Raw genomic sequence first — 26013 nt, 5'->3', positions numbered from 1 at the left:
CCAAGCTCGAACGATGAGACGCCTCGACAGCGCCTGCGCGGGTAGGGCCAGGTCGGAGTGCGTCCGGGCTCACCGGCGGCCGCGAGACCTCCGCGGCGGTCGCCGTGCTGCACTGGGAATTGCCGCGGCGGCGATCGCGCGGAGGTTGACGTTCACGTCCTCCTCGCCAAGGAGATCCAGGAGACCATGAGCGTCGAAGAAAAACTGCTCAACATCCTCCTCGTCGAGGACGACGAGGTCGATGTGATGAACGTCCGACGGGCGTTCAAGCGCAACAACATCTCGAACCCTCTCTGGGTCGCCGGCAACGGCGTCGAGGCGCTGGAGATGCTGCGCAGCGGCTCCATCCCCGTGGAGCGCCGGCTGATCCTGCTCGACCTGAACATGCCGAAGATGAACGGCATCGAGTTCCTCCGCGAGCTGCGGGCCGATCCGGATCTCGTGGCCACGTCGGTTGTCGTGCTGACCACGTCGAACGACGATCGCGACAAGGTGGGTGCCTTCAACCTCAACGTGGCCGGTTATCTCCTCAAGCCCGTCACGTTTCTCAGCTTCGTTGAGCTCATGGCAGCGCTCAACAAGTACTGGAGACTCGTGGAGCTACCGTAGCGAAACTCGCCGTCTTTCTGCCCCCCTTCGCGAGGGGCGGTGAGGCGGCGCCTCGCGCGTCGCGATGGAGCGGCGCTGGCTATTTGCTGCGCTTGACCACGCCGAGCGCCTTCTGCGCCGCCTTGATCGCCGCCTGCGCCTCCTTGCCCTCGGCGCCCGCGAGCGCCGCCGCGATCGCGGTCGCGACCTCGCGCCGGCTGTGCGGGTGCACGTCGGCGAGCTTCAGGTAGAGCTGCGCCTTCTCGGCGAAATCGGCGTCGCCGCGCCGCGCCTCGATCCGCTCGAGCAGGCAGCCCGCCACCGCGGTGTCGTCCATCTTCTTCAGCGCGTCGAGCGCCGCCGCCCGCTTCGCGAGCTCCGGCCGCGCCTCGATGAGCTCCACGAGCGGCGCGAGCGCCACGGGGCCGAACGCGCGGATCGCGTCCGCCACGATGCCGGGCTTGTACCCCTCGGCGTAGGCCGACAGGAGCTCGCTCAGCCCCCGGACGTCGCCCAGGTAGCCGAGCGCGTACGCGGCGATCTTCGCCTCCCGGTCGTCCTCGCCGCGGCTCGCCAGCATCCGCGCGAAGGTCTCGACCATCTCGACGTCGCCGAGCTGGGCGAGCGCGTAGGCCGCCTCCTCGCGCACGCCGCGGGCGGCGTCCGCGTAGAAGGCGCGGCGGAGCGCCGGGAGCGCGGCGAGGTCGCCCAGCTCGGCGAGCGCCTTGAGCGCCTCGAGCCGCTCCTCCTTGGTCGGCGCCGCGCCGAGCGCCTTGGCGAGCTCCTGCACGCGCTCCATCCGCGCGGCGCGGCGCGCGCGCACCGCGGCCCCGCCCGGCCCGGTCGAATCGGCCACGTCGAGCGCGTCGCGGGCGAGCGCCCGCAGGCCGGCGTCCTTGGCGTGCTCCGCGACCCGGCCGAGCATCGCCGCGGCCTCGGCGCGGGCCGGGCCGCCGTGCTGCACGACCGCCTGCAGCACCCGCACCGCGGTCAGCTTGGCCACGCGGCCGGCCTTCACGGTGAGCGCCTTCTCCGCGGCCGCGATCGCCTCGGCCCCGAGCGGCGCGAACGTCCGCGCGATCGTCGGCGTCGCGGTGCCGTCCGCCCAGATCGGGAAGATGCTCCCGACGAGCTCGCCCGGCGGCAGCGACGCGTAGTAGCGCGCGTGGTGGACCGCGGCGACGTAGCGGTTCATCGCGCCCGCGGCCCGGCGCCGCGCCACCTCGTCCGGGGGGAGCGTCTCGTCCGGCCGCGCCACGGCGACGCTCTCGTAGGTCGGCACGCGCTCGATCGCCCCGTCCTCGCGATCGACGTGCGTCGCGCCGGCGAGGCGCACGAGCGCCATCTCGAGCACCTGGTAGAGCTTGATGAAGTCGTCGAGCCGGTCGGCCGGATCGGGCCGCTGCGGCAGGCCCTGGAGCAGCGCGGCCTGCTTCTCGAGGCGGAGATCGCGGAGCCGCTCGGCGAGCGGGTCGGTCACGCGGGCGCTCAGCCCGGTCAGGCCGGTGGCGAGCGCGTCGGCGAGCTCCTCGCGGACCTCGCCGAGCGCGATCGCCGCGGGCGAGGCGCCCGCCTCGCGGGCGGCGGCGTTCCACGCGGAGCCCTCGAGCGGCCCGCTCCGCGCGGCGGCGCCCTGCTCGACGACCGGGAGCAGCGAGAGGCCGAGCGGGCCCTCGACGATGGCGGCGAGCGGCCAGAGGGTGGGCAGCGCGGCGTCGATCCCGACGTCGCCGAGCAGCGCGCGCAGCCGGGCGTCGCGGAGCGAGCCGGCGAGCCGCTCCTCGAGCGCCGGGTCGTCGGGCAGGTGGAGCGCCTCCCCCTTGTCGTCGACCGCCGAGAGCCGCGCGCCGCGCGCGAAGAGCGTGTCGATGCGCACGGCCACGGGCACGAGGTCGGGCGCGAAGACGTCCTTGCGGTGCTCCTGGAGGGCCGCGAGCGCGGCGCCGACGTCGGGCAGCGCCCGCGCGAGCACGGCGTCGAGGGCGCCGGCGTCGAGCGGGCGCTTGTCGCCGAGGTCGGTGAAATCGAGCCGGAGCGGCGGGTAGCCGGGGTAGGTCGTCGCCCGCGCCCCGGCGAGCACCTCGCCGGCGAAGCTCCGCTTCGGCTCGGTCCGCTTCGCCATGAAGGCGGGGAGGATCTGCTTTTCGCTGAAGTGCCGGCCGGACTCGAGGTCGAGGAAGCGGCTCTCCCGGATGACGAAATCGTCGCTCGTGGTCCGCGTCGAGAAGGCGTACTCGACGAGCGTGAGCGCGCCCGCGGGCTTGCGGTCGGACGCCTTCCACGTCTTGCCGACGAGCTCCTCGACGTGGCGGTCGTCGAGCGGCTCGCCCGCGAGGTGCTTCTCGAGCTTGCGGGCGGTGAGCAGGAGGTCGGCGATCAGGTTCGCGTAGGCGACCGCCGGGAGCGCGCCGCGGCGAGCGCCCGCCGGAGGACCGGCCGCGGCCTGCGGGCCCCGCGCGGCTGGCGCGGAGCCCGCGGCCTGCCCCCGCAGCAGCGCGGCGAGGTCGAGCGTCCTGGCCGAGAGCCGCCGGAGGCGGTTTTCCCGGAGCCCCTCGGCGAGCTTCTCCATCTGCTCGATGCGGTCGGCCCCGATCGTCGCGACGCCGGCCACGCCGAGCTCGCGCACGAGCGTGCTGACCTGCTCGACGCCCGATTTCATCAGCGCCTGCGCGTTCGCGGCGCCCTTCTTCACGCTCTTGCGCGCGGTCTCCCCGCCCGGCGCGCCGGGCGGCGCCGCGTCGCTCACGGCGAACGACTCGGGCGCGCGCGCCCAGGCGACGAGCAGCGCCGCCGCGTGCTTGCAGAACGCGGTGTTGAAGGTGCGCGCCGGGCAGGTGCAGCGCCCCTTGAACCCGGGCGCCGGCGCGTCGCTGTAGACGAGCGTCACCTTGTAGGGCGAGGCCCCCGAGCCTCGGGCCTCGCAGAACAGCTTGTTCTCGTAGCGCGCGAGGTTCAGGAGCTGCCCGCCGTCGTAGAGCAGCGTGCCCTTCTTGAGCTCCCCAGCGTCCTGGATGAACGCCCGGAGCTCGGCGGCCCCGATGCGCTGCACCTCGCCCGGCGCCGCGCTCACGGGGCCTCCGCGGGCGAGCGCGCCGGGCTCGGCGCCGGGGGAAGTCCATCGTTCGGGAGCGGGGGAGCGGCGGCCGGCATCGGCCTCTGAGCCTACCATGGGCCACGGCGCGGGAGCTCCTGGCCCAGGCGCCCGGCCGGGGCCGCGGATCCCGGGCTCATGCCATCACGCCCTCGGGTCAGAGCGCGGCGCTGGCGGCCTGCGCCTGGCCGCGAGGCGGCTCGGCAGCGACAGGGGGCCGAGCGCGAAGGGGCTGAACAGCAGGTCAGAGGCGGTGGTCAAAATCGATGCTGTTTCGAAAGGAAACGTAACTTCCGAAAGGGAAATAACCTCCGCCGGAGGCGCGTCCTGCGTCGCTGCGACCTCGTGTCGACGCACTTCCTTTTGGGTAGTGACGAGGTCATGCTGCGCGCGAGGACGAGGAATGAAGCGCTCTTGTCAGCACCTCTGCCAAAGGTTCCAGACGGCGATGAGCGTGCTCGCCAAGCCGTGGAACGGCCTGATCATCGCGACGCTCGAGGAGGGGGCGCTGCGCTTCGGCGAGATCGGCGAGCGGATCGACGCGATCAGCGATCGGATGCTCTCCAGCCGGCTGAAGGAGCTCGAGGCGCTCGGCCTCGTCGAGCGGCGGGTGCTGCCCGGCCCCCCCGTCCGCGTCGAGTACGAGCTGACCGCCGCCGGGCGGGGGTTCGGCGAGGTGGCGCAGGCGATCTCGCGGTGGGGGGAGATGCTCGCGGAGAGCGCGGCGCGCGCCGGCGGGGCGAAGGGCGGCGCGCGCGGGGCGAAGCCCGGCCCAGCGGCGAAGCGCGCTCGGCCCCGCGCCGCGCAGCCACGCAAGGGCCCGTGACGGACGTCACGAGGAGTCCGCGAGATCCTGAGCGTCACTCAGGGATATCCTGATGCCGAGCCCTCGTATGGCGAGGTAGCGAGATGAATGCCTCTGTCGAGCCCGTGGAAGGCCTTGCCGATCCGGGGAAATGATGATGTGATTCCAGGGCTTCGTACGATCGGAAGCCGCCGATGATGCGAAGCGTTAACGCGGTGGCGTCCTCCGGGCGCCGCGGTGGATCGTCGTATGGCACCGAAGCTCCAGCGCCGACCCGCGGGGATGAGGCTCGCGCACCAGTTCTGGCTCTCGCTCGTTGTCCCGATCGCGATGGCGATCGCGCTGTATGGCCTGTTCTCCTCGGCGCACCGCAAACAGGTCCTGCGGCAGGAGGCCACGGCGGAGCTCCGGAATTACGCCACGCTGCTTCAGGCGTTCGTCGAGAGCGCGCTGCAGCGCAGGGACATCGCGCTCGTCCGGCGGCGGGCGGAGCACTTCGCGAGCGCCGAGCGCATCCAGGGCGTCGCCGCGTTCACCCGGGAGGGCGAGGCGGTCTTCATCACGGAGGGGGTCAAGGGGGAGCAGGAGCGCCTCGAGGCGCTCGCCCGCCGGGCGTTCCTGGAGGGAGGGGACATCGAGGAGCCCACCAACGTGGGCGGGCAGCCGGTGCTGGTCCGCACGGTCGACATCCATCCGAGCAGCGCCAATCCACCGCTGGTGGCCGTCCTGGTGCGCGACCGTCATTACATCGAAGTGCTGGAGAGCTCGTTGAATCGGGGCCTCGCGGCGACAGGCGTCGTGCTGCTGCTGGTCAGCGCGGTCGTGGCCGGGGTCGTGGGTCGCTTCACCGTCGCGCTCCCGGCGAGGGCGATCCTCTCCGGCGCCGAGCGCGTGGCGAGCGGCGATCTCGACGCGGCCGTGCCCGAGAAGGGCGCGGAGGAGCTGTCGCGCCTGGCCCACGCGTTCAACACGATGACCTGGTCGCTCAGGGAGGCCCGGCAGCGCGCCGAGCGGGAGGAGATGGCGCGGGTGAACATGGAGCGCAGGCTGCAGCAGGCGCAGGCGCTCGCCGCCGCGGGGCAGGTGGCGACCTCGCTCGGCCACGAGATCGGCTCGCCGCTGAACGTGATCCAGGGCCGCGCGCGCCGGGCGGCCGACCTGCCCGGCTGTCCGGAGCACCTGCGCGCCGAGCTGGAGACGATCGCGCGGCAGTCCGAGCGGATCACGCGGGTCGTCTCCCGCCTCGTCTCCCTCGCTCGGCCGTCGCGGCAGCAGCAGGGGGACAGCGATCTGCGGCGCGTCGTCGACGATGTGGTCGCCTTCCTCGGCCCGGAGTGCAAGAAGCGCGACATCGAGACGAGCGTCGAGTGCCCGCGCGACAGCGGGTCGTGGGCGCGCGTCGCCCTCGACTCCGATCGCCTGTTTCAGGTGGTGTTCAATCTGTGCCTGAACGCCATCGAGGCCCAGGACGGCGGGGGCGAGCTCGTGGTGCGCGTCCTCCCCGAGCACGACGGCCCGGCGGGCTCTCGCGCGGTGTGCTTCGAGGTCGAGGACGCGGGGCCCGGGGTGCGCGCCGAGGACCTGGGCCAGATCTTCGAGCCGTTCTTCACGACGAAGTCGACCCGCGGCGGGAGCGGCCTCGGCCTCGCGATCGTCCACGGGATCGTCCAGGAGGCGGGCGGCTCGGTCGAGGTCGGGTCCTCGCCGACCGGCGGGGCGCGCTTCCGGGTCACCCTGCCCACGGTGGCGCCCGACTCGCCGTCGAGCCGGGACGCGAGCTCGGCTGCGAGCTCATCCGTGGACATGCAGGCGAGGCAGGGGGAAGAGGCGAGCTCTACAGGTGGCGAGGGGGCGAGCCTGGCCGCGGGCCCAGAGGCGAGGAGAGAGGCGAGGAGAGAGGCGAGGACAGGGGGCACGGAGGAAGGACAGAAGGGATGAGTTCGAGCTCACCGAACGTATTGATTGTCGAGGACGACGACGACCTTGGCCGGTTCGTCGTTGACATCGCAACGGACCACGGTTACCAGGCGACGCACGTTGCCGATGCCCTGTCGGGCCTCCGCCTGCTGCCGTCGGGCAAATTCGAGCTGCTGATCACGGACATCCGCATGCCGGGCATGGACGGCATCGAGCTGATCGCCCGGGCCAAGCAGCACGACCCGTCCCTGGCGGTCATCGCCATCACCGCGTTCGGCTCCGTCGAAACGGGGATGCGCGCCCTCCGCGTCGGCGCCTCCGATTACCTCTCGAAACCTTTCCGTTCCGATGAGCTAAGCTCTCGCATGCGGCGCGCGCTCGAGCGGCGCGCCCGCGAGATCGAGCACGCTCGTCTCCAGCGACAAGTCGAAGAAGTTCTGCGCCGCGGCAAGTCGTGAGACGGCGGCGCACCAGGGGCCTCGCGACGCCGCCCACCCCCGGCGCCGCGCGGGCCTGATCAGCCTCCAGCGGGACCGAGATTTCCAGGCGCGCACTCGTCGTCAGGAAGGTATCCATGCAACCGAACAACATCGCGGCGACCAAGGACAAGAACGGGAACGGCGCCAGCAAGAAGAAGCCGCCGTCCCGCAGGCGCGGCGCCGACGGGAACCACCTGGATGTGCGTGAGATGCAGCTCCAGGCGATCCTGGAGGTGCTCAAGGCGGTGAAGGCGGGCAACTTCTCCGCGCGCGTCGGCATCGGCGAGGTGCCGGGGACGATCGGTCAGATCGCCGACGAGGTGAACGACGTCGTCCAGCAGCTGCAGACGGTCGGCTCGGAGATCACCCGCGTCGCGCGCGAGGTAGGCACCGAGGGCAAGCTCGGGGCGCAGGCCGAGGTCCAGGGCGTCAGCGGGACGTGGAAGGACCTGACGGACAACGTCAACGTGCTCGCGGGCAACCTGACCAACCAGGTGCGCAACATCGCGGTCGTGACGACGGCGGTCGCGAACGGCGACCTGTCGAAGCAGATCACGGTCGAGGCGAAGGGGGAGATCCTCGAGCTGAAGAACACCATCAACAAGATGGTGGAGCAGCTGCGCGCGTTCGCGTCGGAGGTGACGCGCGTCGCGCGCGAGGTAGGCACCGAGGGCAAGCTCGGGGCGCAGGCCGAGGTGCGGGGCGTCAGCGGGACGTGGAAGGACCTGACGGACAACGTCAACGTGCTCGCGGGCAACCTGACCAACCAGGTGCGCAACATCGCGGTCGTGACGACGGCGGTCGCGAACGGCGACCTGTCGAAGCAGATCACGGTCGAGGCGAAGGGGGAGATCCTCGAGCTGAAGAACACCATCAACAAGATGGTGGAGCAGCTGCGCGCGTTCGCGTCGGAGGTGACGCGCGTCGCGCGCGAGGTAGGCACCGAGGGCAAGCTCGGGGCGCAGGCCGAGGTGCGGGGCGTCAGCGGGACGTGGAAGGACCTGACGGACAACGTCAACGTGCTCGCGGGCAACCTGACCAACCAGGTGCGCAACATCGCGGTCGTGACGACGGCGGTCGCGAACGGCGACCTGTCGAAGCAGATCACGGTCGAGGCGAAGGGGGAGATCCTCGAGCTGAAGAACACCATCAACAAGATGGTGGAGCAGCTCCGGACCTTCGCCGCGGAGGTGACGCGCGTCGCGCGCGAGGTAGGCACGGACGGCAAGCTCGGCGGTCAGGCGCAGGTGCCCGGGGTCGCCGGCACGTGGAAGGACCTGACCGACAACGTGAACCAGCTCGCCGGCAACCTGACCAACCAGGTGCGCAACATCGCCCTGGTGACGACGGCGGTCGCCAAGGGCGATCTCTCGCAGAAGATCACCGCCGAGGCGCGGGGCGAGATCCTCGAGCTGAAGGACACCATCAACAAGATGGTGGAGCAGCTGCGCGCGTTCGCGTCGGAGGTGACGCGCGTCGCGCGCGAGGTAGGCACCGAGGGCAAGCTCGGGGCGCAGGCCGAGGTGCGGGGCGTCAGCGGGACGTGGAAGGACCTGACGGACAACGTCAACGTGCTCGCGGGCAACCTGACCAACCAGGTGCGCAACATCGCCCTCGTCACGAAGGCGGTCGCGAGCGGCGACCTGTCCCAGAAGATCGCGGTCGAGGCGAAGGGGGAGATCCTCGAGCTGAAGGACACCATCAACAAGATGGTCGATCAGCTGCGCGCGTTCGCCGCGGAGGTGACGCGCGTCGCGCGCGAGGTAGGCACGGACGGCAAGCTCGGCGGTCAGGCGCAGGTGCCCGGGGTCGCCGGCACGTGGAAGGACCTGACCGACAACGTGAACCAGCTCGCCGGCAACCTGACCAACCAGGTGCGCAACATCGCCCTCGTCACGAAGGCGGTCGCGAGCGGCGACCTGTCCCAGAAGATCACGGTCGAGGCGAAGGGGGAGATCCTCGAGCTGAAGGACACCATCAACAAGATGGTCGATCAGCTGCGCGCGTTCGCCGCGGAGGTGACGCGCGTGGCGCGCGAGGTAGGCACCGAGGGCAAGCTCGGCGGCCAGGCGCAGGTGCCCGGGGTGTCGGGCACCTGGAAGGACCTGACGGAGAACGTCAACGTCATGGCCTCGAACCTCACCTCGCAGGTGCGCGGCATCGCCAAGGTCGTGACCGCGGTCGCGAACGGCGACCTCCGCCAGAAGCTGGCCCTGGAGGCCAAGGGCGAGATCGCGTCGCTGGCCGACACCATCAACGACATGACCTACACGCTCCGGGTGTTCGCCGAGCAGGTGACGACGGTGGCGCGCGAGGTCGGTATCGAGGGCAAGCTCGGCGGCCAGGCCAAGGTGCCCGGCGCGGCCGGCACGTGGAGGGACCTGACCGACAACGTGAACCAGCTCGCCGGCAACCTCACCACGCAGGTGCGCGCCATCGCCGAGGTCGCGACCGCCGTGACCAAGGGCGACCTGACCCGGGCCATCTCGGTCGAGGCGCAGGGCGAGGTCCTTCAGCTGAAGGACAACATCAACCAGATGATCTCGAACCTGCGGGACACGACGCGCGCCAACCAGGAGCAGGACTGGCTGAAGACCAACCTGGCGCGCTTCTCCGGGATGATGGCCGGGCAGCGGACCATCGAGGCGCTCTCCCGCCTCATCATGTCCGAGGTCACCCCGCTCGTCTCGGCGCAGCACGGCGCCTTCTACGTGCTGGAGTCCGAGGACAAGCACCCGACGCTGAAGCTCACGTCGAGCTACGCGTTCCAGAAGCGCAAGGGCATCTCCAACCGGTTCGCGCTCGGCGAGGGGCTCGTCGGGCAGTGCGGCCTCGAGAAGAAGAGCATCGTCGTCACGGATCTGCCGGACGACTACATCCGGGTGAGCTCGGGCCTCGGCGAGGCGCCGCCGCGCAACATCTGCGTCCTGCCGGTGCTCTTCGAGGGCGGCCTCAAGGCGGTGATCGAGCTGGCGAGCTTCCAGAACTTCACGCCCATCCACCTCACGTTCCTCGAGCAGCTCACGCAGTCGATCGGCGTCGTGTTCAACATGATCGGCGCCAGCATGAGGACGGAGGAGCTGCTCCAGGAGCTCCAGAGGTCGAACACCGAGCTCGGCTCGCGCTCGCAGGAGCTGGAGGAGAAGGCGTCGGAGCTCGAGATCAAGAACCGCGAGATCGCCCGCGCCAGCGCCTCCCTGGAGGAGAAAGCCAGGGAGCTGTCGCGCACCTCGAAGTACAAGTCCGAGTTCCTCGCGAACATGTCGCACGAGCTGCGCACGCCGCTCAACAGCCTGCTCATCCTCGCCAGGATCCTCGCGGACAACGAGGAGCACACGCTCACGCCGAAGCAGGTCGAGTACGCGAAGACGATCGCCGCCGCGGGGCAGGACCTCCTCCAGCTCATCAACGAGATCCTCGACCTCTCCAAGATCGAGGCCGGCAAGATCGACGTGAAGACCCAGCGGGTGTCGCTGTCCGAGCTCGCGGAGTACGTCGAGCGGAGCTTCCGGCAGATCGCCGAGCAGAAGGAGCTCGAGTTCTGGGTCCGGGTCGCCACCGGCGTGCCCTCGACGATCATGACGGACCTGCAGCGGCTGCAGCAGATCCTGAAGAACCTCTTGTCGAACGCCTTCAAGTTCACGTCGTCCGGGCGGATCTCGCTCGAGATCGAGGTGGCCAGCCGGGGGCTCTCGTTCAAGCGGGACACGCTCATCAAGGCGAAGACCGTCCTCGCGTTCGCGGTCACCGACACGGGCATCGGCATCCCGCCGGACAAGCAGACGCTCATCTTCGACGCGTTCCAGCAGGCCGACGCCTCCACCAGCCGCACCTACGGCGGCACGGGCCTCGGCCTGACCATCAGCCGGGAGCTGGCCAGCCTGCTCGGCGGCGAGATCTCGCTGAACAGCACGCCCGGGCTCGGCAGCAAGTTCACCCTCTACCTGCCGGCGGAGCGGCCCGAGCAGAAGGCCGCGCGGCCGGTGCGCGCCGACCTGCCCGAGCCGATCGCGCCGCTGCTCACGAACGGCTCCGCCGGGGTCGCGCTCACGGGGCGGAACGTGCTCGTCATCGACGACGACGCGCGCAACGTGTTCGCCATCACGAGCCTGCTCGAGCGGCGTGGGGCGCAGGTGCTCCTCGCCGAGAACGCGCGGCACGGCATCGAGCTCCTGCGCGAGTCCGACGCGAGCATCGATATCGTGCTCATGGACATCATGATGCCCGAGCTCGACGGTTACGAGGCGACGCGCGAGATCCGGAGCGATCCCCGCTTCAACGAGCTGCCGATCATCGCGGTGACGGCCAAGGCGATGCCGGAGGACAGGCAGAAGTGCCTGGACGCCGGCCTGAACGACTTCGTGGCCAAGCCCGTCGACGAGGGGCGGCTGATGTCGGTCATGCTGCACTGGCTGCGGCCCGACTGACCCACGGAGCCGCACGGTGTCCACCGCTCCAGCGACGACCAGCATCCTCCTTGTCGACGACCAGCCCGAGAACCTGGCCGCGCTCAAGGCGATTTTGGTCGACGAGAGCTACCGCCTCGTGACCGCCGCGAGCGGGAAGGACGCGCTCCTCAGGATCCTGTCCGAGGATTTCGCGGTCATCCTGCTCGACGTGCGGCTGCCGGACATCGACGGCTTCGAGGTGGCCTCGCTGGTCAAGCAGCGGGAGCGGTCGCGCCACACGCCGATCATCTTCCTCACCGCGGCGACGGACGATCTCTCGGCCATCTACAGGGCGTACGCGGTCGGCGGCGTCGACTACCTCCTGAAGCCGCTCGAGCCGGAGGTCGTGCAGGCGAAGGTCGCGGTCTTCGTCGAGCTCCACCGGCGCGGCGAGCAGATCAAGGAGCAGGCCGAGCTCCTGCGCAAGGCCGAGCAGCGGCGGCGCGACGCCGAGGTCGAGGACCTGCGGCGCGCCGCCCAGGCGAGGTACCAGAACCTGGCCGACGCCATCCCGCAGTGCGTCTTCACGGCGAAGCTCGACGGCAGCGTCGATTACGTGAGCTCGCGCTGGCTGGAGTACACGGGGCTCGCGTTCGAGGCGCTCCGCGGCTGGGGCTGGCAGGCCGCGGTGCACCCGAACGACCTGAACCAGTTCGTCAGCAAATGGCGCCGCTGCATCGAGGCCGGCGAGCCGCTCCAGGGCGAGTGTCGCCTCAGGTCGCGCCACGGGGCGTACCGCTGGCACCTCTGCCAGGCGGTCCCGGAGCGGGACGTGTGGAAGCGCGTGGTCGGCTGGCTCGGCAGCTTCACCGACATCGACGACAGCAAGCGCCACGAGCAGGAGCGCATCCACCTCCTGACGCGCGAGCGGGCGGCCCGCGCCGAGGCCGAGGCCGCGGTGCGCCGCTCGGAGCTCCTCGCGGAGGCGTCGAGCGCGTTCTCGGCGTCGCTCGACGAGGCCAGCGTCGCGGCCGCCCTGGTGCGCGTCGCGGCGGAGCGCATCTGCACCTGGTGCGTGCTCGACCTGCGCAAGGAGGGCGGCGCGTGCAGGGTCGCCGCCGCGCATCGGGCGCGCGACGCGGCGCGGTTCGCGGAGCGGTTCGGCCCGCGGGAGCTCCCGCTCGCCGAGGGCGGCGTGGGCGCGGTGCTGACGAGCGGCCGCCCCGACCTGCGCGTCGAGTGCGCCCCGCGCGACGTGGCGAGGGCGCTCGACATCGACGATCCGGGCCAGATCCAGGAGCTCGGGGCGAGCAGCTACCTGTGCGTGCCGCTCGTCACGCGCGGCAACGTGCTCGGCGCGCTCAGCATGGTCTGGGTGGAGCCGGGCGAGCGCTTCGAGCCCCCGGATTTCGCGGTCGCCCTCGACGTCGCGCAGCGGGCGGCGCTCTGCCTCGAGAACGCCCGCCTGCTGCGGCTCACGCGCGAGGCCGTGCAGATCCGCGAGGATTTCGTGGCGGTCGCCTCGCACGAGCTCAGGACGCCGCTCAGCGCGCTGGTCTTGCAGATCCAGGGCCTCACCCGCGCGATCGGCCGCGCGGACGGCGGGCTGCCGGCCGAGCAGTCGCTCGCGAAGCTCGCCCAGGCGGAGGCGCAGATCGAGCGGCTCACGCGGCTCATCGACACGCTGCTCGACGTGACGCGCATCAACAGCGGCCAGCTCGAGCTCAGCCTCGAGGACGTGGACCTGTGCGACGTGGCGCGCGAGGTGGCGGGCCGCCTCGAATCGGAGCTGGAGCGGGCCGGCTGCTCGCTCGACCTGGACGTCCCGGAGTCGGCGATCGGCCGGTGGGACCGGCTGCGCATCGATCAGGTGATCACCAACCTGCTCACGAACGCCATCAAGTACGGGCGCGGCAAGCCGATCCAGATGCGGATCTCGGTCGACGGCAAGTCCGCGGTGCTCCAGGTGATGGATCAGGGCATCGGGATCGCGCAGGAGTACATCGCCCGGATCTTCGGGCGCTTCGAGCGGGCGGCGCCGACGAGCTCCTACGGGGGCCTCGGCGTCGGCCTGTACATCGTGGACCAGATCCTCCGGGCCCACGGCGGGAGCATCCAGGTCGAGAGCGCGCCGGGCATGGGGGCGAGGTTCCAGGTGGCGTTGCCGCTCCCGCCCCGAGCGGCTGGATCCCCGGGGCCGCTGGGTGAGCGCCCTGGATCTCCGTTGACCGGCCCTGCCGGCTGAGCCGAGATCCACCCTCCGAGCGTGCGAGGCGCTCCTGGAGGTGCGGGCGCCGCTGCGTTGCGCCACGGTTGCAACCGGTGGTTTCAACCATGAAAGGCGGCCCACGCCCATCCCGAGAAAACGGGCGATGCCGGCATCCAGGCATCGTTGGCCTGCAACGTGCAACATGATCGTAACAGAGCGCCCGGTGCAACCACCGGGGGCAGTCCCTCGCCGATCACCACGGAGACACGGAGGCACGGAGCGAACCCAGACCCGTGCCTTCGTGCCTCCGTGGTGCGTGCATCCGCCGTGAGAGGCGGAGAGGCGAGTGGATCTCCCGGGTGGACATGTTCACGTCCGGACGGGCGCTCCAGGGCTCGTGATCTCCGCACTGCGACGCTGCGTAAACGATCGAAACAGTTTATAGGTTGACGAGCCCTCCGCTGAGCGACGTGATCGGTCCGCCACCCCATCGGAAGTTCAAGTGAAGCTTTCTATCAGCCTAGTCGGCCCCTCGATCAGCACTGGTGCGCTGATGGCCCAGCCCCCCTCGCTGGAGGTTGTGGGTCGCGCGGCCGGCACCCGCCGGCGGGTCTCCGCGAGCGCTGCCCGGGGCGCCACGTCGCGCAAGCGCGCCGCCGCGCGGCGGACGGACGAGCGCGCCGCGAAGGCGATCCGTCGCGCGCGATAACGCGGCGACGCGGCGACGCGGCGCGGAGGTCGAGGGCGCGCCTTCGCTGACGAAGGCGCGCGTCCGCGAGCGTCGCCAGGCGCGCCGATCGGGCTCAGGCCCCGCCAGGCGGGGGCCACGGAGGCACAGACGACGCAGAGGAAAGAGAAGAGCCTCTGTGTCCTCTGTGCCTCCGTGGTTTTACCGCGCCTCGGCCTCCAGCAGCGGGCCGAGGTCCTGTCCTCTCATCAGCCGCTCCACCACCTTGACGAGCAGCTTTGGCGTGCAGCCGAAGCAAGGGGTCCCGAGGGCGGCGAGCTTCTGCGCCATCTCGTGGTCGTAGGAGGGCTTGCCGCTGTCGGACAGCGCGAGCAGGCAGATCGACTTCACCTTGCTGTCGGCGAGCTGGCGCATCCGGGCGATGAGCTCCTCCGCGTTGCCGCCCTCGAAGAGGTCGGTGATCAGGATGAGCAGCGTCTTCTCGGGGCGCTCGATGAAGTTCGCCTGAGCGTAGGCCACGGCGCGGTTGATGTCGGTGCCGCCGCCGAGCTGCGCCGTGAACAGCACGTCGACCGGATCGACGAGCATGGGTGTCACGTCGACGACCTCGGTGTCGAAGAAGAGGAGCCGCGTGCGGAGGACGTCGAGCGACGCGAAGATCGCGGCCATGATGGAGCTGTAGACGACGCTCTCGCCCATGGAGCCCGACTGGTCGACGAGGATGGCGACGTCCCACTCGTGCCGTCGCGTCTGGTTCGCCCAGAAATAGAGTTTGTCGGGGACGATGCGGCGCCGGTCCGCGTCCCATCCTTTGAGGTTCTTGCGGATGGTGCGTTTCCAGTCGAGGTTCCTGAGGACGCGCAGGGGGCTCGTCGTGTTCCGCCGCAGCGCGCCGAGGACGGCGGTGCGGACCTCGGACTCCAGCGCGCGCCGCACCTCCTCGACGACCTCGCGCACGATCTGCCGGGCGGTCTCCCGCGCGGCGTCGGGGATGAGGCCTCGCGCGCTCATGAGGGTGGCGACGAGCTCGACGTTCTTCTCGAGGAAGGGGAGCGTCTCGGGCTCGAAGAGGAGCTGAGTCAGCCCCTTTCTCTCGATGGCGTCCTTCTGGACGAGCGCGACGATGTCGTGGCTGAAGAACTCGCGCACGGCGGACAGCCACTCGGGCACGTAAGGCCGCGAGCCGCCGAGGTTCCCGGCGCGCTCGTCGTAGATGAACGAGAGGGCCTTGTCGAGGTCGCCGAGCCGCCGCGGGTCGACGTGGAGGGCGGGCGCCGCGCCGCCGAGGCCGCCGAGGGAGAGGCGCGGGTCGACCCGCTCGGCCTCCGGGCCGAGCGCGAGCCGCCAGCGCAAGAGCGCGTCGCGGTCGGCGTCGGAGAGGTCGTCCGGCGCGGCGGCGGGGGAGGGGGGCGGAGGGGCTTTTCCGGGCTTGCGGGCGCTCATCGCGGCGGGGTGTCGAGGGGGTCGCGAACTGTCCAGAGGACCTGTCTGGCGGAAGCCCGTTAAGCCGTCCCGGGGCGCATGCAACGAGCCGTCGAGCGCGCTGTGCGCGCGCGCTGCACAGAGGCAGAATAGGGGGCGCGGCGGACGGGCACAAGGAGATCGGGCGCGCCGGATCAGGCGCGTTCGGCGGCGTCCCGCGCGCCGCGGGCGGGGGCCGGAGCGAGCGGCCGGGTGGGGCGGGCGCGCGGCGGAGGAGGGCGAGGGGACGATGCGGGCGCGGACGGGGAAGCGGGGCATGCGGTCGGGCGGGGGCGCCGCGGGACGCCGTCGCGGCGGGGCGCTCCGCCGTGCGGCCCTGATGGCGCTCGCGGCGGCGCCGGTCGCGGTCGCGGCGGCGTGCCTCGAGGGCGGGGTCCCGTGCGGCGACGGCTTTTGCGCCGTCGATCACGAGTGCGTGTTGACCCGGGAGGCGACGCACCTGTGCCTCGCCCCCGGCAAGCGCGACCTCTGCGGCAACGGGGTCGTCGAGGGCGTCGAGATCTGCGACGACGGGAACACGGCGGACGGCGACGGCTGCAGCGCCGACTGCCGATCCGACGAGCAGTGCGGCGACGGCGTCGTCGATCCCGCGCTGGAGGAGGTCTGCGACGACGGCAACGCGCGGGACGGCGACGGCTGCAGCGCCGACTGCCGGTCCGACGAGCGGTGCGGCAACGGGGTGGTCGACAGGGTGCGCGGGGAGACGTGCGATTGCGGCGCGGGCGACGTCCTGCCCGTCGAGGCGCAGTGCCGCGGGGCGCAGAACGCGGCTTCCGGCGGGTACTGCCGGGACGACTGCCAGGTCCACTGCGGCGACGGGCGGGTGGCCGAGGAGGAGGCGTGCGATCCGGGGGCGCTCATCACCACGCCCTGCGCGGCGCTGCGCTATGATTTCGGCCGGCCCGGCTGCACGAGCGCGTGCGATGGGCTCTCGACGGCGTCGTGCGGGGACTGGAACTGGCGTCTCCAGGAGCCCGGCACGACGGCGCCGCTGCTCGCCGCGTGGGGACACGGGCCGAACGACGTCTTTGCCGTCGGCGACGCCGGCGCGATCGTGCATTACGACGGCCAGCGCTGGGAGCCCATGGACTCGAGCTCTCCGATGTGGCTCGGCGGCGTGTGGGGGAGCGGGCCGCGCGACGTGTTCGCCGTCGGCAATCGCGGCACGATCCTGCATTACGACGGCGAGCGCTGGGCGCCCATGGACTCGTCCACGACGGCGGTCTTGCTCCGCGTGTGGGGGAGCGGGCCAGAGGACGTCTTCGCCGTCGGCCTGGCAGGCACGATCCTGCGCTACGACGGCGAGCGCTGGGAGCCCATGGCGTCGCCGGCGTCCGCGGCCCTGTACGGCGTGTGGGGGAGCGGGCCGCGCGACGTGTTCGCCGTCGGCGATCGCGGCGAGATCGTGCGCTACGACGGCGACGGCTGGCAGCGCATGGATTCGCGCACACCGGCGGCGCTGCTCGGCGTGTGGGGGAGCGACTCCAACGATGTCTTCGCCGTCGGTGAGGACGGCGAGATCGTGCATTACGACGGCGAGCGCTGGGAGCCCATGGCGTCGCCGGCGTCCGTGGCCCTGTACGGCGTGTGGGGGAGCGGGCCGCGGGACGTCTTTGCCGTCGGCCTGGCAGGCACGATCCTGCGTTATGACGGCGAGCGCTGGGAGCCGATGGTGGTCCCCTCGAAGCTGCTGTACGGCGTGTGGGGGAGCGGCCCGAGCGATGTGTTCGCGGTCAGCATCGACAGCGCCATCGTGCATCACGACGGCCAGAGCTGGCAGCCCATGGAATCGCCCACGCCGGAGGCGCTGGTCAGCGTTTGGGGGAGCGGGTCGAGGGACGTCTTCGCCATCGACGACAACGGCATGATCGTGCATTACGACGGCGAGCGCTGGGCGTTCATGGATACGCCCCTGTCGTCCGGTCTATCGGGCGTGTGGGGGAGCGGGCCGGCGGACGTCTTCGCCGTCGGCGAGAGCGGGACGATCTTGCACTACGACGGCGAGCGCTGGGAAGCCATGGAGTCGTCCACGCTCGACCTCTTGTTCGGCGTGTGGGGGAGCGGGCCAGAGGACGTGTTTGCCGTCGGCGTGGCGGGCACGATCGTGCACTATGACGGCGAGCGCTGGCAGCCCATGGCGAGGCCCGTGCAGGTGAACCTGGGGCCCGTGTGGGGGAGCGGGCCGAACGACGTCTTCGTCGTCGGCGAGAGCGGAACGATATTGCGCTACGACGGCGAGCGCTGGGAGCCGATGGCCTCGCCCGAGTTCGCGCTCCCGCGCGCGGTGTGGGGGAGCGGGCCGGAGGACGTCTTCGCCGTCGGCGAGAGCGGGACGATCCTGCGCTATGACGGCCGGCGCTGGGGGCCGATGGAGTCGCCCACGTCCGCGCGCCTGCTCGCGGTGTGGGGGAGCGGGCCGAAGGACGTCTTCGCCGTCGGCGAGCGGGGCACGCTCCTGCACTATGACGGCATCTCCTGGTTGAAGCTCAATTCCACGACGGACCGTCACCTCCTCGACGTGTGGGGCGACGGCGGCACCTCGTTCATCGTCGGCGAGGGCGGCGTCATCTACCGTCATACCCGGATGGCGCCGCCGTGAAGGCCGCGCAGGCTCCCTCCTTCCAGAGAGCGCGCCGCCGCCGCGCGGCGTCGCTCGTGTCGCTCGCGCTGCTGGCCGCGGTCGCCGCGCCCGCGCGCGCCCAGGCGCCGCCCGCGCTGCCGCCGTGGCACCAGGGCGTCTCCGAGGAGCGGAAGCAGAGGGCGTACGCGCTCTTCCAGGAGGCGCGGGACCTGCACCGGCGGATGATGCTGGCGGAGGCGCGGGAGAAGTACCAGGAGGCGCTCGCTTCCTGGGAGCACCCCGAGCTCCGGCTCTACCTGGCGCGGGTGCTCCGGAGCATCGGGCTGCCCCTCCTCGCCCACGAGAGCCTGCGCCTGTCGCTGCAATGGGGGCCTGGCTCGCTCACCCCCGAGCAGGAGCGGGAGGCGCGCTCAACGTTGCGGGCGCTGGTGCAGCACGAGCTCGCCGCCATCGAGATCCGCTGCGATGAGCGGGGGGCCCGCGTGCTGCTCGACGGCAAGCCGTGGTTCGTCGGCCCGGGCGCCGCGCGCCGGATGATCACGCCCGGAGAGCACGTGATCACGGCGAGGAAGGAGGGGTATTTCACCGTCGTGAAGCCCGTCCTCGTGCTCGCCGGCAAGGAGGCCTCGGGCCGCGTCACGCTGAGCGTCGACGCCGTCATCGCCGAGCGGCGGTGGGCTCCGTGGGTCCCCTGGGCGACGCTCGGGGCCGGCGCGGCCCTGGGCGTCGCGGGCGCCGGCCTGTGGTGGCAGGCCGACGTGCACCACCGGGACGCCGACCGGCGCCTCGGGGGCGGGTGCGACCCGTGGTGCACGCCGTCGGCCCGCGACGCGTACGACGCCAGCGTCGTCGAGAACCGGCTGGCGATCGGCGCGTTCATCGCGGGTGGGGCGGCGATGATCACGGGGACGGTGCTGCTCCTCATGAACGGGCCCCAGTCCCACCGCACCGACGATCGAGGCGGTGTTCGGATCGAGCTCTTGCCCGTGCTGCCGGGCGACGTGGCCGGCCTTTCAGCTCGGCTCGCCCTCTGATCCGGCGGCGGCGCGGCGGGCAGGGTGGAGCGTCGTCGGGCGCCGGCGCTCGTGCGGCGCGTGAGCGCTCATCACACCTTGTTGGTCATGGATACCCTTCATCCTCGCGTCTGCATCGCGCGCCGTGGCGGGCCCAGGCCACCGGGTCGCCCTGCGCCTCTCCTCGACGAGACCACGGGCGTGTGAAGGCCAGAGCGCGTCGCGCGCAGGAACTCCGCGAGCGCCGTGACCGCGTGGAGATCGCCGGGCGCGAGGTCGCTCGTCACCGCGTGGAGCTGCTGGCGAGCCGAGTCGACGTCGCGAGATCGCATGGGCTCGCTGCCGGCGCCGGGCCAGGCGCGCTCGAACGACGCGGGTATCAGGCCGCGGGCCTCGAACCATTGGAGGATGGCGGCGTGGATCCGCTCCATCCGGAAGGCGCGCCATCGGCGGAGCTGGTCCGGCCTGCCGGAGAGCACGGCCTTGAACCGCCGAAATGAACCGGGCCCCTGGAGGCACTGCAGGAGCAGCGCCTGGAGCTCGATCTCGTCGACCGTCGGGATGAACGCCTGCAACCATCGATACTGGTCCCGCGCAGCGATGGCCTCGACGCGCACGCAGGCCGGATCCGCCTCGACGCGGACGCGCGTGTCCGGATCGGCGAGCCCGTCGACCAGCCGGATCAAGGCGCCTGTCTCGAGGTGGAGAAAATAGCGGATGTGTTGAGCAGTGTTATCGAAGGCGCTCGCGAGCGCGCTCCAATCGACAGGGACTCTCCGACCCGCAGCAGCGGACTCCGTCGTGGTCGTGCTCATGTTCGCGCGTGGTCCATAGGCAGCTCTCATGCCACCCACGCAGGAGGCGCGCGCCCCCGCTGCGCAGCGCGATCGAGGGCCAGCCGTCCTGCGCTGGCCGCCGTGGGTGTCGCGTTGTGCAACACGTCGACGAAGCGCGGAGTCGCGTGCCTCGCGGCGCCTTCAGCGACCGCCGCTCGCGTCGGGCGGGGCGCGGCGCAGGCGCGCTCGGCGGCAGGGCGGCCGGACGATCACGGCTTCGGGTCGCTCGAACGCCCGCCGCGCATGCCGTACCGCTCGAGCTTTCGATACAAGGTCGCGCGGTCGAAGCCCAGGATCTGCGCTGCCTGGCTCTTGTTCCCGCCGACCACCTCCAAGACGCGCAAGATGTAGCGTCGCTCGACCTCCTCCATGGGGACGAGCTCGGTCGGATCGTCGCTCGAGACGAGGACATGGGAGCGCGCGTAGGTCCGGATCTTCTCGGGCAGATCGTCGACGGTGATGTGATCGTACCGCGCGAGCGCGACCGCTCTCTCGATGCAGTTCTGGAGCTCGCGCACGTTGCCGGGCCACGCGTAGGCCATGAGCTTCTCCGCCGCGGGCGCCGAGAGGCCCTCGATCGGCCTCGCCTTGACGGCCGCGAAGTGCTCGAGGAAGTGCTGCGCGAGCAGCAGCACGTCGGCGCCGCGTGAGCGGAGCGGCGGCAGGTCGACGTGGACCACGTTGATCCGGTAATAGAGATCCTCGCGGAAGCGGCGCTCTTCGATCGCCGTCTCGAGGTCGCGGTTCGTCGCGGCGATGAGCCGGACGTCCACCGGGATCTCCTCGTCGGCGCCGACGGGCCGGACGACGCGCTCCTGGAGGGCGCGCAGGAGCTTCGGCTGGAGCCCGATCGGCAGCTCGCCGATCTCGTCGAGGAACAAGGTCCCGCCGTGAGCTCGCGCGAACAGGCCGCTCCTCGCGCCCTTGGCGTCGGTGAACGCGCCTCGCGCGTGGCCGAAGAGCTCGCTCTCGAGGAGGGCGTCCGGGACCGCCGCGCAGTTCACCGCCACGAACGCGCCCTCGCTCCGCCGGCTGCGCTGGTGGACGGCGCGGGCGACGAGCTCTTTGCCGGTGCCGCTCTCTCCCGTGATGAGGATCGATGTGTCCGAGTCGGCGACCCGATCGAGCAGATCGAACACGCTCCTCATGACCGGGCTGCTGCTGAGGATCTGCTCGTACCCGCGGGCGTCGGCCACGGCGCGCCGCAGGCGGCGGACCTCCTCGCGGAGGGCGCGGTGGCGCAGGGCGCGCTCGACGGTCAGCCGGAGCGCGTCGAGCTCGAAGGGCTTGGTCACGAAGTCGTACGCGCCCGCGCGGATCGCCGACGTGGCGGTGTCGAGGCTGCCGAACGCGGTGATGACGATGACCGGCAGATCGGGCCGGTTCTGGACGATCCGCTCGCAGAGCTCGAGGCCGTTCATGCCGCGCATGGTCATGTCGGTGACCACGACGTCGAAGTCCTCGACCCCGAGGAGCTCGAACGCCTCCGCGGCCGACGTCCGCCACGCCGTCCGGAATCCACGCTTCTTGAGCCCGGCGTCGAGGAGCTCGCAGACGCCGCGCTCGTCGTCGACGATCAGGACGCGCCCCGTCATGGCTTCCACTGCGGCAGGAACATCGTGAAGCAGCTCCCCGAATCCACTCGGCTGTCGGCATGGATCCAGCCGCCGTGCTCCTTGATGATCCCGTAGGTGACCGACAGGCCGAGCCCCGTCCCTTCGCCGACCGGTTTGGTCGTGAAGAACGGCTCGAAGATGTGCTCGAGGATGTCGGCCGGCATGCCTCCTCCCTGGTCACGAACGGACAGCGCGACGTAATCCCCTTCTACCCCACCGCCCTGGTCGTCGGGGGGACTGGCGCGCTCTGCCCGGACTCCAACCGTCAGCGTGCCGCCGGACGGCATGGCCTGGATGGCGTTGACCACCACGTTCGTGAGCGCCTGCTGGAGCTGGTCAGCATCCGCGTGGACGATCAGCGCCGACGTGTCGCCTTCCTGAACGATCGTGACGCCCTGCTTCTCCGCCAGTGGCCTCAGCATCGTGAAGGTGCTGCGGAGCACGCTCCCCAGCGGGGTTTCCTGCTTCTCCGCGCTGCGGCGCCGGGCGAAATCGAGCAGCTGGCGGATGATCTGGGTCATTCGTTGCGCCTGCTCGAGGATGATCTGTCCGTTGGCTGGCACCTCGTCGCCGGAGACGTCCCCGTCCACCAGCATGCGTGCGCGCCCCGCGACGACCTGGAGAGGCGCGCCCAGCTCGTGCGCGATCCCGGAGGCGAGCTTGCCGACGGTGGCGAGCCGCTCGGCGTGGCGGAGCTGCTGGAGCGCGGCGAGCCGCGCGGCCGCTTCGGACTCGAGCTTCTGGTTCGCCGCAGCGAGGCGATCGCACATCGCGTTCATCTCCCGTCCGAGCTCGCCGATCTCATCCTTCTGGTGCAGCGACAAGCGTCGGGAGAGGTCACCCGCGCCGATCCGCCGCGCCTGGTCGATCAGCGTTCGCATGGGACGTCCCACCAGCCCGACTCCGAGGGACGTGGTTAGCAACCCGCATACCAGCGCCAGAGCGGCTGTCGTGGCGGTCGTGCTCAGGATCATGCTCCGGAGGGTCCGGCGCGCGCCCGCCAGCGATTCGGAGAGCAGCAACGCGCCGACGCGGTCGCCGGGCACCGGCACGGGCATGCAGGTGATGAGCACGTCCGCGTCTTTGCGGGGGATCCTGTGCACGACGGTTTGCCCCATCGAGACGGGGACGAGCAGCTCTGGCGCCAGTCCTGGCCGATGCGCTTCGCTCGCGTGCTCGTCGAGCCAGACCCACCGGATGTCCACCTGTCGCTCGCGCTCGTTTGCATCGTCGACCAGGCGCAGCGCGCGGGCCTGCCCTTCGGAGCGCCACACCTCGGTCACGGCGGCGGCCAGCACGCGGCCCATCGTGTGGTGGTCCCGCTGCACATCGTTCTCGAAGATCCTGGCCTCTCTGCGGATCTGGACGTAGGCGCTCAGCGCAAGCACGAGGAACACTCCGAACACGAGAGCGAGCGTCAGCTTGCGCGCGAGCTTCATGCCGGAGGCGTAGCGCAGGTGGTGCGCGGGGAGCTACCCGCACGAGGCCGCCGCAAAGTACGACATGCCGCATTTTGCGACACCAGCGCAAGGCGTCGGCTCGGGATCGGGAGCAGGCCGCCGAGCGCGTCGGGCGTCATGAGCGGCACGACTCCCCGGCGAGATCCGGCGCTCGCTGGGCTGACGCCGTGCTCGTGCCCAGAGCCGATCACCCGGGGAGGCGGAGCTGCGGTGGACGGCTCTGGCGCGCGATGTCACCTCGGCTTCTCGGCTGCCTTTTCCGGGCAGCAGAACAGGTGATCGGGCACCAGCATGGCGCAGCCGTCTTTCCAGGGGTCGTCGGGCGCGTAGTCCGTCCGGTTCTCCGCAGGATAGAAGTACGCCCTGGGCCTCTCTGGATCCGTGCAGGCCCTGTCGCGCTCCGGCGCTGCCTCGCGGCGCTTCGGCGCGCCTGCGCCCCTGGAGCAGGCCGCGAGCGCGGCGCCGGCCACGACGAGCGCGAGGAGCGCGGCGACGGACCTGCGAGCCCAGGGCGACGCGCCCCTCGACGGCTGTCGCGGGGATGGTCGCCGGTGAGCGCTGACGGTGTTCGGGCCTTCCGAGGGTGTGGAGATCATCGTTCGTGTCCTTCCCGCGTCCGGCGCGGCGGCCTGGCGCCGTCCGGCGTGGCGGCCTGGCGCCGTTCTCGCCTGGTCAACCTATGGAGACGGGCGTACCGTTTCCGTCTCGGCGCAGCCTTGCACGTCGCCTCCGCTCGCGTGCTCTCCGGCGTCGACGCGCCGCACCGATTCGTTCTTCAACGATTGCATCGGGCCTGCAACGGGCTCGACTTCAGGCGCACGCAGGCCCGCGGAGGGCAGCCGAGACCCGCGCAGGCCGCTTCGAAGCTCGGATAGCAGCAGCCGTCGGCGAAGACCTCGCTCGCGCCGCAGTCGCCGAAGCTCTGAGCGGGATGCGCCGGAGCAGCGCATCGTGCGGGCTTGCTGGGCGGTTTTGGGTGCGCCCTGGGCGCGTGACTGGGAGCAGGGCTCCGGTCTGGCTCGGACGCCGGCGCGCTGCCCGCCGCGGGTTCGGCGCCAGGGGCCGGCCCGTGGTCGGACGTGGATGCCGGTGTTGGCTCGGAGCCGTGCGTCGGCTCGGGCCCGTGTGTCGGCTCGGGGCGTGGCGCTCGCTCGGCGGTCGAATCAGGCCCTCGACCGGTCGGCGCGGCGCCGGGCTCGCGCCGCGGGGGCGAATCAGGCTCTCGACCCGGCGCAGCGGCCGGGGCTGCGGTCGAGGCGGTCGGGCTCGGCGTGCTCGCGCAGTGGACGAGGAGCAGAAGCAGCGAGAGAGGGCGCCCGAGCGCGAGCGTCCGGACCGATGCCAGCTTGCGTGCCACCGAGGGAGCATCGCACGATGGCCCGCGCGAAGCCAGGAGGGCTCCCATCGCACGCGCGTCACACACGCGATCGATCAGCCGGTGGCGCCGCCCCCCGCGCCGGCGATGTCGGTCGAGGCGTAGTGTCTCATCTCCTGGATACGCTCATAGAACGGCTTCACCTTGGCGAAGAAGGACGGGAACGACGCCGCCTTGCGGAACCCCTGGAGGTGGCCCTCCAGCGAGCCCCAGCGGATGCGGACGACGAAGCTCGCCGGATCCTCGATGCACCGGGAGATCTCGTAGTCGAGGCAATGCTCGGAGCCGCGCAGCTCGGCGGCTGCGTCGCGATAAGCGGCCAGGAACGCCTGCTCTTGGTCCGCGGGGATGGCATAACGAATATACTCGATGATCATGGAAGCTCCCTGGGTCGGGTGGCCGGGGGCGCTCCGTGCGGCGGCGCGCGCTTCGGAGAGCAGGGATACGTGGCCGCGGCCCTGCCGTCGAATCGACAGTCGGCGCGCCCATCCATCGATGGTGTCTATGGGTTGGCGTGCTATCCATCGATCATGCGCCTGCAGTCGGTGGACACCCACCTCGTCGTCGCCTTGCACGCTCTGCTCCAGGAGAAGAGCGTCACGCGCGCCGCGCGCCGCGTCGGCGTGACGCAGCCCTCGATGAGCCACGCGCTCTCACGGCTGCGCGCCCATTTCGGGGACCCGTTGCTCGTCCAGGTCGGCAGGCAGATGACGTTGAGCGAGCGAGCGCGCGACCTTTTGCCGAGAGCAGCGGAGGCCGTCGAGCGCCTCGAGCAGGTCTTCAGCCCGGCCGAGCGGTTTGACCCGGGGCGCTCCAGGCGCACGTTCCGGCTCGTCGCGACCGACAACCTCGAGCTGCTCGTGCTCCCGGCCTTGGCCCGGCTCCTCGCCGCGGAGGCGCCGCGCGTCGACGTGCGGTGCCGCAACATCCCGGCGGATTTCGCGGAGCTCCTGCGCTCCGGCGAGCTCGACGGCAAGCTGGGTCGGGGCGGGCCGGTGCCCGACGGGTGTCGGTCCATGTTGCTGGCCGCCGAGCGGCTCGTCTGCGTGATGCGGCGAGGCCACCCGGCGTCCCGGAAGCCGCTCACGGCGGCGCGCTACGCTGCCTGCGAGCACCTGATGGTCTCGCCGCATGGAGAGGATCACGGCGTCGTCGATCGGGAGCTGGCAGCGCGGGGGCTGCGCCGGCGGGTGACCGTGACGGTGTCGCATTTCCTCGTCGCTCCGTTCATCGTCTCTGGCTCCGACCTGCTGCTCACCGTGTCCGCGCGGGTCGCCGAAGCCGTGGCGTCGAAGCTCGACCTGGTGGTGCGGCCGTGTCCGGTCGAGATCGCGGGCTATGCGCTGACGCTCGTCTGGGCGGAGCGCTCCGAGCGCGATGAAGGGCACCGCTGGCTTCGGGCTGCCATTGCGAGGGCCGTCGCCTGCGAGCCGATCGAAGGCCCGGGCGCGTCCGGGTGAGGATCGGCGCGGGCTGCGCGCGCGC

The 26013-nt window shown here is 71.3% G+C and carries 16 protein-coding genes; 9 read left to right on the top strand and 7 right to left on the bottom strand.

What is annotated here, in order from left to right; all coding sequences use genetic code 11:
• Positions 1–186: 186 nt before the first annotated feature.
• On the top strand, positions 187–609 hold the full coding sequence (locus tag WMF26_RS44225) for a response regulator (protein ID WP_020740846.1): 423 nt from the start codon (positions 187–189) through the stop codon (positions 607–609).
• 79 nt (positions 610–688) lie between these two features.
• Here WMF26_RS44225 and WMF26_RS44220 read toward each other — a convergent pair whose 3' ends face one another.
• The gene (locus WMF26_RS44220; RefSeq protein ID WP_437997632.1) at positions 689–3658 is read right to left on the bottom strand and encodes a HEAT repeat domain-containing protein; all 2970 of its coding nucleotides are present in this window, start codon (positions 3656–3658) and stop codon (positions 689–691) included.
• Between the two features lie 424 nt (positions 3659–4082).
• Between WMF26_RS44220 and WMF26_RS44215 the strand changes: the two genes are divergently transcribed.
• The 5 genes from WMF26_RS44215 to WMF26_RS44195 all read left to right on the top strand — a co-directional run bounded on the left by WMF26_RS44215 (position 4083) and on the right by WMF26_RS44195 (position 13513).
• Positions 4083–4505, top strand: coding sequence for a winged helix-turn-helix transcriptional regulator (locus WMF26_RS44215; RefSeq protein ID WP_437952061.1), 423 nt, complete (start codon positions 4083–4085; stop codon positions 4503–4505).
• Between the two features lie 228 nt (positions 4506–4733).
• Positions 4734–6422 (top strand): ATP-binding protein, encoded by a 1689-nt coding sequence (locus WMF26_RS44210; RefSeq protein WP_437997631.1) that lies wholly within the window; start codon positions 4734–4736, stop codon positions 6420–6422.
• Complete coding sequence (locus WMF26_RS44205; protein WP_044986901.1) at positions 6419–6859, top strand: response regulator; 441 nt, start codon at positions 6419–6421, stop codon at positions 6857–6859. The genes WMF26_RS44210 and WMF26_RS44205 overlap by 4 nt, the downstream gene beginning before the upstream one ends.
• Before the next feature lie 116 nt (positions 6860–6975).
• On the top strand, positions 6976–11307 hold the full coding sequence (locus WMF26_RS44200) for a HAMP domain-containing protein (RefSeq protein WP_437997630.1): 4332 nt from the start codon (positions 6976–6978) through the stop codon (positions 11305–11307).
• A gap of 16 nt (positions 11308–11323) precedes the next feature.
• Positions 11324–13513: an ATP-binding protein gene (locus WMF26_RS44195; protein WP_437997629.1), complete on the top strand. Its 2190-nt coding sequence runs from the start codon at positions 11324–11326 to the stop codon at positions 13511–13513.
• A gap of 853 nt (positions 13514–14366) precedes the next feature.
• On the opposite strand, the gene WMF26_RS44190 is transcribed toward WMF26_RS44195, so the two are convergent.
• Positions 14367–15608, bottom strand: coding sequence for a VWA domain-containing protein (locus WMF26_RS44190; protein ID WP_061629686.1), 1242 nt, complete (start codon positions 15606–15608; stop codon positions 14367–14369).
• Between the two features lie 268 nt (positions 15609–15876).
• On the opposite strand from WMF26_RS44190, the gene WMF26_RS44185 reads away from it, so the two are divergent.
• Both WMF26_RS44185 and WMF26_RS44180 read left to right on the top strand, forming a co-directional pair.
• Complete coding sequence (locus WMF26_RS44185; protein WP_437997628.1) at positions 15877–18246, top strand: DUF4215 domain-containing protein; 2370 nt, start codon at positions 15877–15879, stop codon at positions 18244–18246.
• The gene (locus tag WMF26_RS44180; protein WP_437997627.1) at positions 18243–19262 is read left to right on the top strand and encodes a hypothetical protein; all 1020 of its coding nucleotides are present in this window, start codon (positions 18243–18245) and stop codon (positions 19260–19262) included. Before WMF26_RS44185 ends, WMF26_RS44180 begins: the two co-directional genes overlap by 4 nt.
• A 98-nt stretch (positions 19263–19360) precedes the next feature.
• Here WMF26_RS44180 and WMF26_RS44175 read toward each other — a convergent pair whose 3' ends face one another.
• The 5 genes from WMF26_RS44175 to WMF26_RS44155 all read right to left on the bottom strand — a co-directional run bounded on the left by WMF26_RS44175 (position 19361) and on the right by WMF26_RS44155 (position 24905).
• On the bottom strand, positions 19361–20056 hold the full coding sequence (locus tag WMF26_RS44175; RefSeq protein ID WP_437997626.1) for a UPF0158 family protein: 696 nt from the start codon (positions 20054–20056) through the stop codon (positions 19361–19363).
• 230 nt (positions 20057–20286) lie between these two features.
• The gene (locus WMF26_RS44170) at positions 20287–21672 is read right to left on the bottom strand and encodes a sigma-54-dependent transcriptional regulator (RefSeq protein ID WP_437334062.1); all 1386 of its coding nucleotides are present in this window, start codon (positions 21670–21672) and stop codon (positions 20287–20289) included.
• Entirely contained in the window at positions 21669–23132 is a 1464-nt protein-coding gene (locus WMF26_RS44165; protein ID WP_437997625.1) for a sensor histidine kinase, read from the bottom strand. The genes WMF26_RS44170 and WMF26_RS44165 overlap by 4 nt, the downstream gene beginning before the upstream one ends.
• Positions 23133–23386: 254 nt before the next feature.
• On the bottom strand, positions 23387–23749 hold the full coding sequence (locus WMF26_RS44160) for a hypothetical protein (RefSeq protein WP_437997624.1): 363 nt from the start codon (positions 23747–23749) through the stop codon (positions 23387–23389).
• Positions 23750–24584: 835 nt separating this feature from the next.
• Positions 24585–24905: a putative quinol monooxygenase gene (locus WMF26_RS44155; RefSeq protein WP_437997623.1), complete on the bottom strand. Its 321-nt coding sequence runs from the start codon at positions 24903–24905 to the stop codon at positions 24585–24587.
• Positions 24906–25058: 153 nt separating this feature from the next.
• Between WMF26_RS44155 and WMF26_RS44150 the strand changes: the two genes are divergently transcribed.
• A complete protein-coding gene (locus WMF26_RS44150; RefSeq protein ID WP_437997622.1) occupies positions 25059–25988 on the top strand; it encodes a LysR family transcriptional regulator in 930 nt (309 codons plus the stop codon).
• Positions 25989–26013: the final 25 nt, after the last annotated feature.

This window comes from Sorangium sp. So ce185 (assembly GCF_051526825.1).
Lineage (GTDB): Bacteria > Myxococcota_A > Polyangia > Polyangiales > Polyangiaceae > Sorangium > Sorangium cellulosum_D.
The sequence above is the reverse complement of the archived record's forward strand: the minus strand, read 5'-3'. Positions and strand labels throughout refer to the sequence as shown.

Coding starts and splice junctions, on each gene's coding strand:
- WMF26_RS44225 (WP_020740846.1), top strand. CDS start 187: ATGAGCGTCGAAGAAAAACTGCTCAACATCCTCCTCGTCGAGGACGAC.
- WMF26_RS44185 (WP_437997628.1), top strand. CDS start 15,877: ATGCGGGCGCGGACGGGGAAGCGGGGCATGCGGTCGGGCGGGGGCGCC.
- WMF26_RS44170 (WP_437334062.1), bottom strand. CDS start 21,672: ATGACGGGGCGCGTCCTGATCGTCGACGACGAGCGCGGCGTCTGCGAG.
- WMF26_RS44150 (WP_437997622.1), top strand. CDS start 25,059: ATGCGCCTGCAGTCGGTGGACACCCACCTCGTCGTCGCCTTGCACGCT.
- WMF26_RS44165 (WP_437997625.1), bottom strand. CDS start 23,132: ATGAAGCTCGCGCGCAAGCTGACGCTCGCTCTCGTGTTCGGAGTGTTC.
- WMF26_RS44160 (WP_437997624.1), bottom strand. CDS start 23,749: ATGATCTCCACACCCTCGGAAGGCCCGAACACCGTCAGCGCTCACCGG.
- WMF26_RS44200 (WP_437997630.1), top strand. CDS start 6,976: ATGCAACCGAACAACATCGCGGCGACCAAGGACAAGAACGGGAACGGC.
- WMF26_RS44175 (WP_437997626.1), bottom strand. CDS start 20,056: ATGAGCACGACCACGACGGAGTCCGCTGCTGCGGGTCGGAGAGTCCCT.
- WMF26_RS44210 (WP_437997631.1), top strand. CDS start 4,734: ATGGCACCGAAGCTCCAGCGCCGACCCGCGGGGATGAGGCTCGCGCAC.
- WMF26_RS44205 (WP_044986901.1), top strand. CDS start 6,419: ATGAGTTCGAGCTCACCGAACGTATTGATTGTCGAGGACGACGACGAC.
- WMF26_RS44155 (WP_437997623.1), bottom strand. CDS start 24,905: ATGATCATCGAGTATATTCGTTATGCCATCCCCGCGGACCAAGAGCAG.
- WMF26_RS44190 (WP_061629686.1), bottom strand. CDS start 15,608: ATGAGCGCCCGCAAGCCCGGAAAAGCCCCTCCGCCCCCCTCCCCCGCC.
- WMF26_RS44215 (WP_437952061.1), top strand. CDS start 4,083: ATGAAGCGCTCTTGTCAGCACCTCTGCCAAAGGTTCCAGACGGCGATG.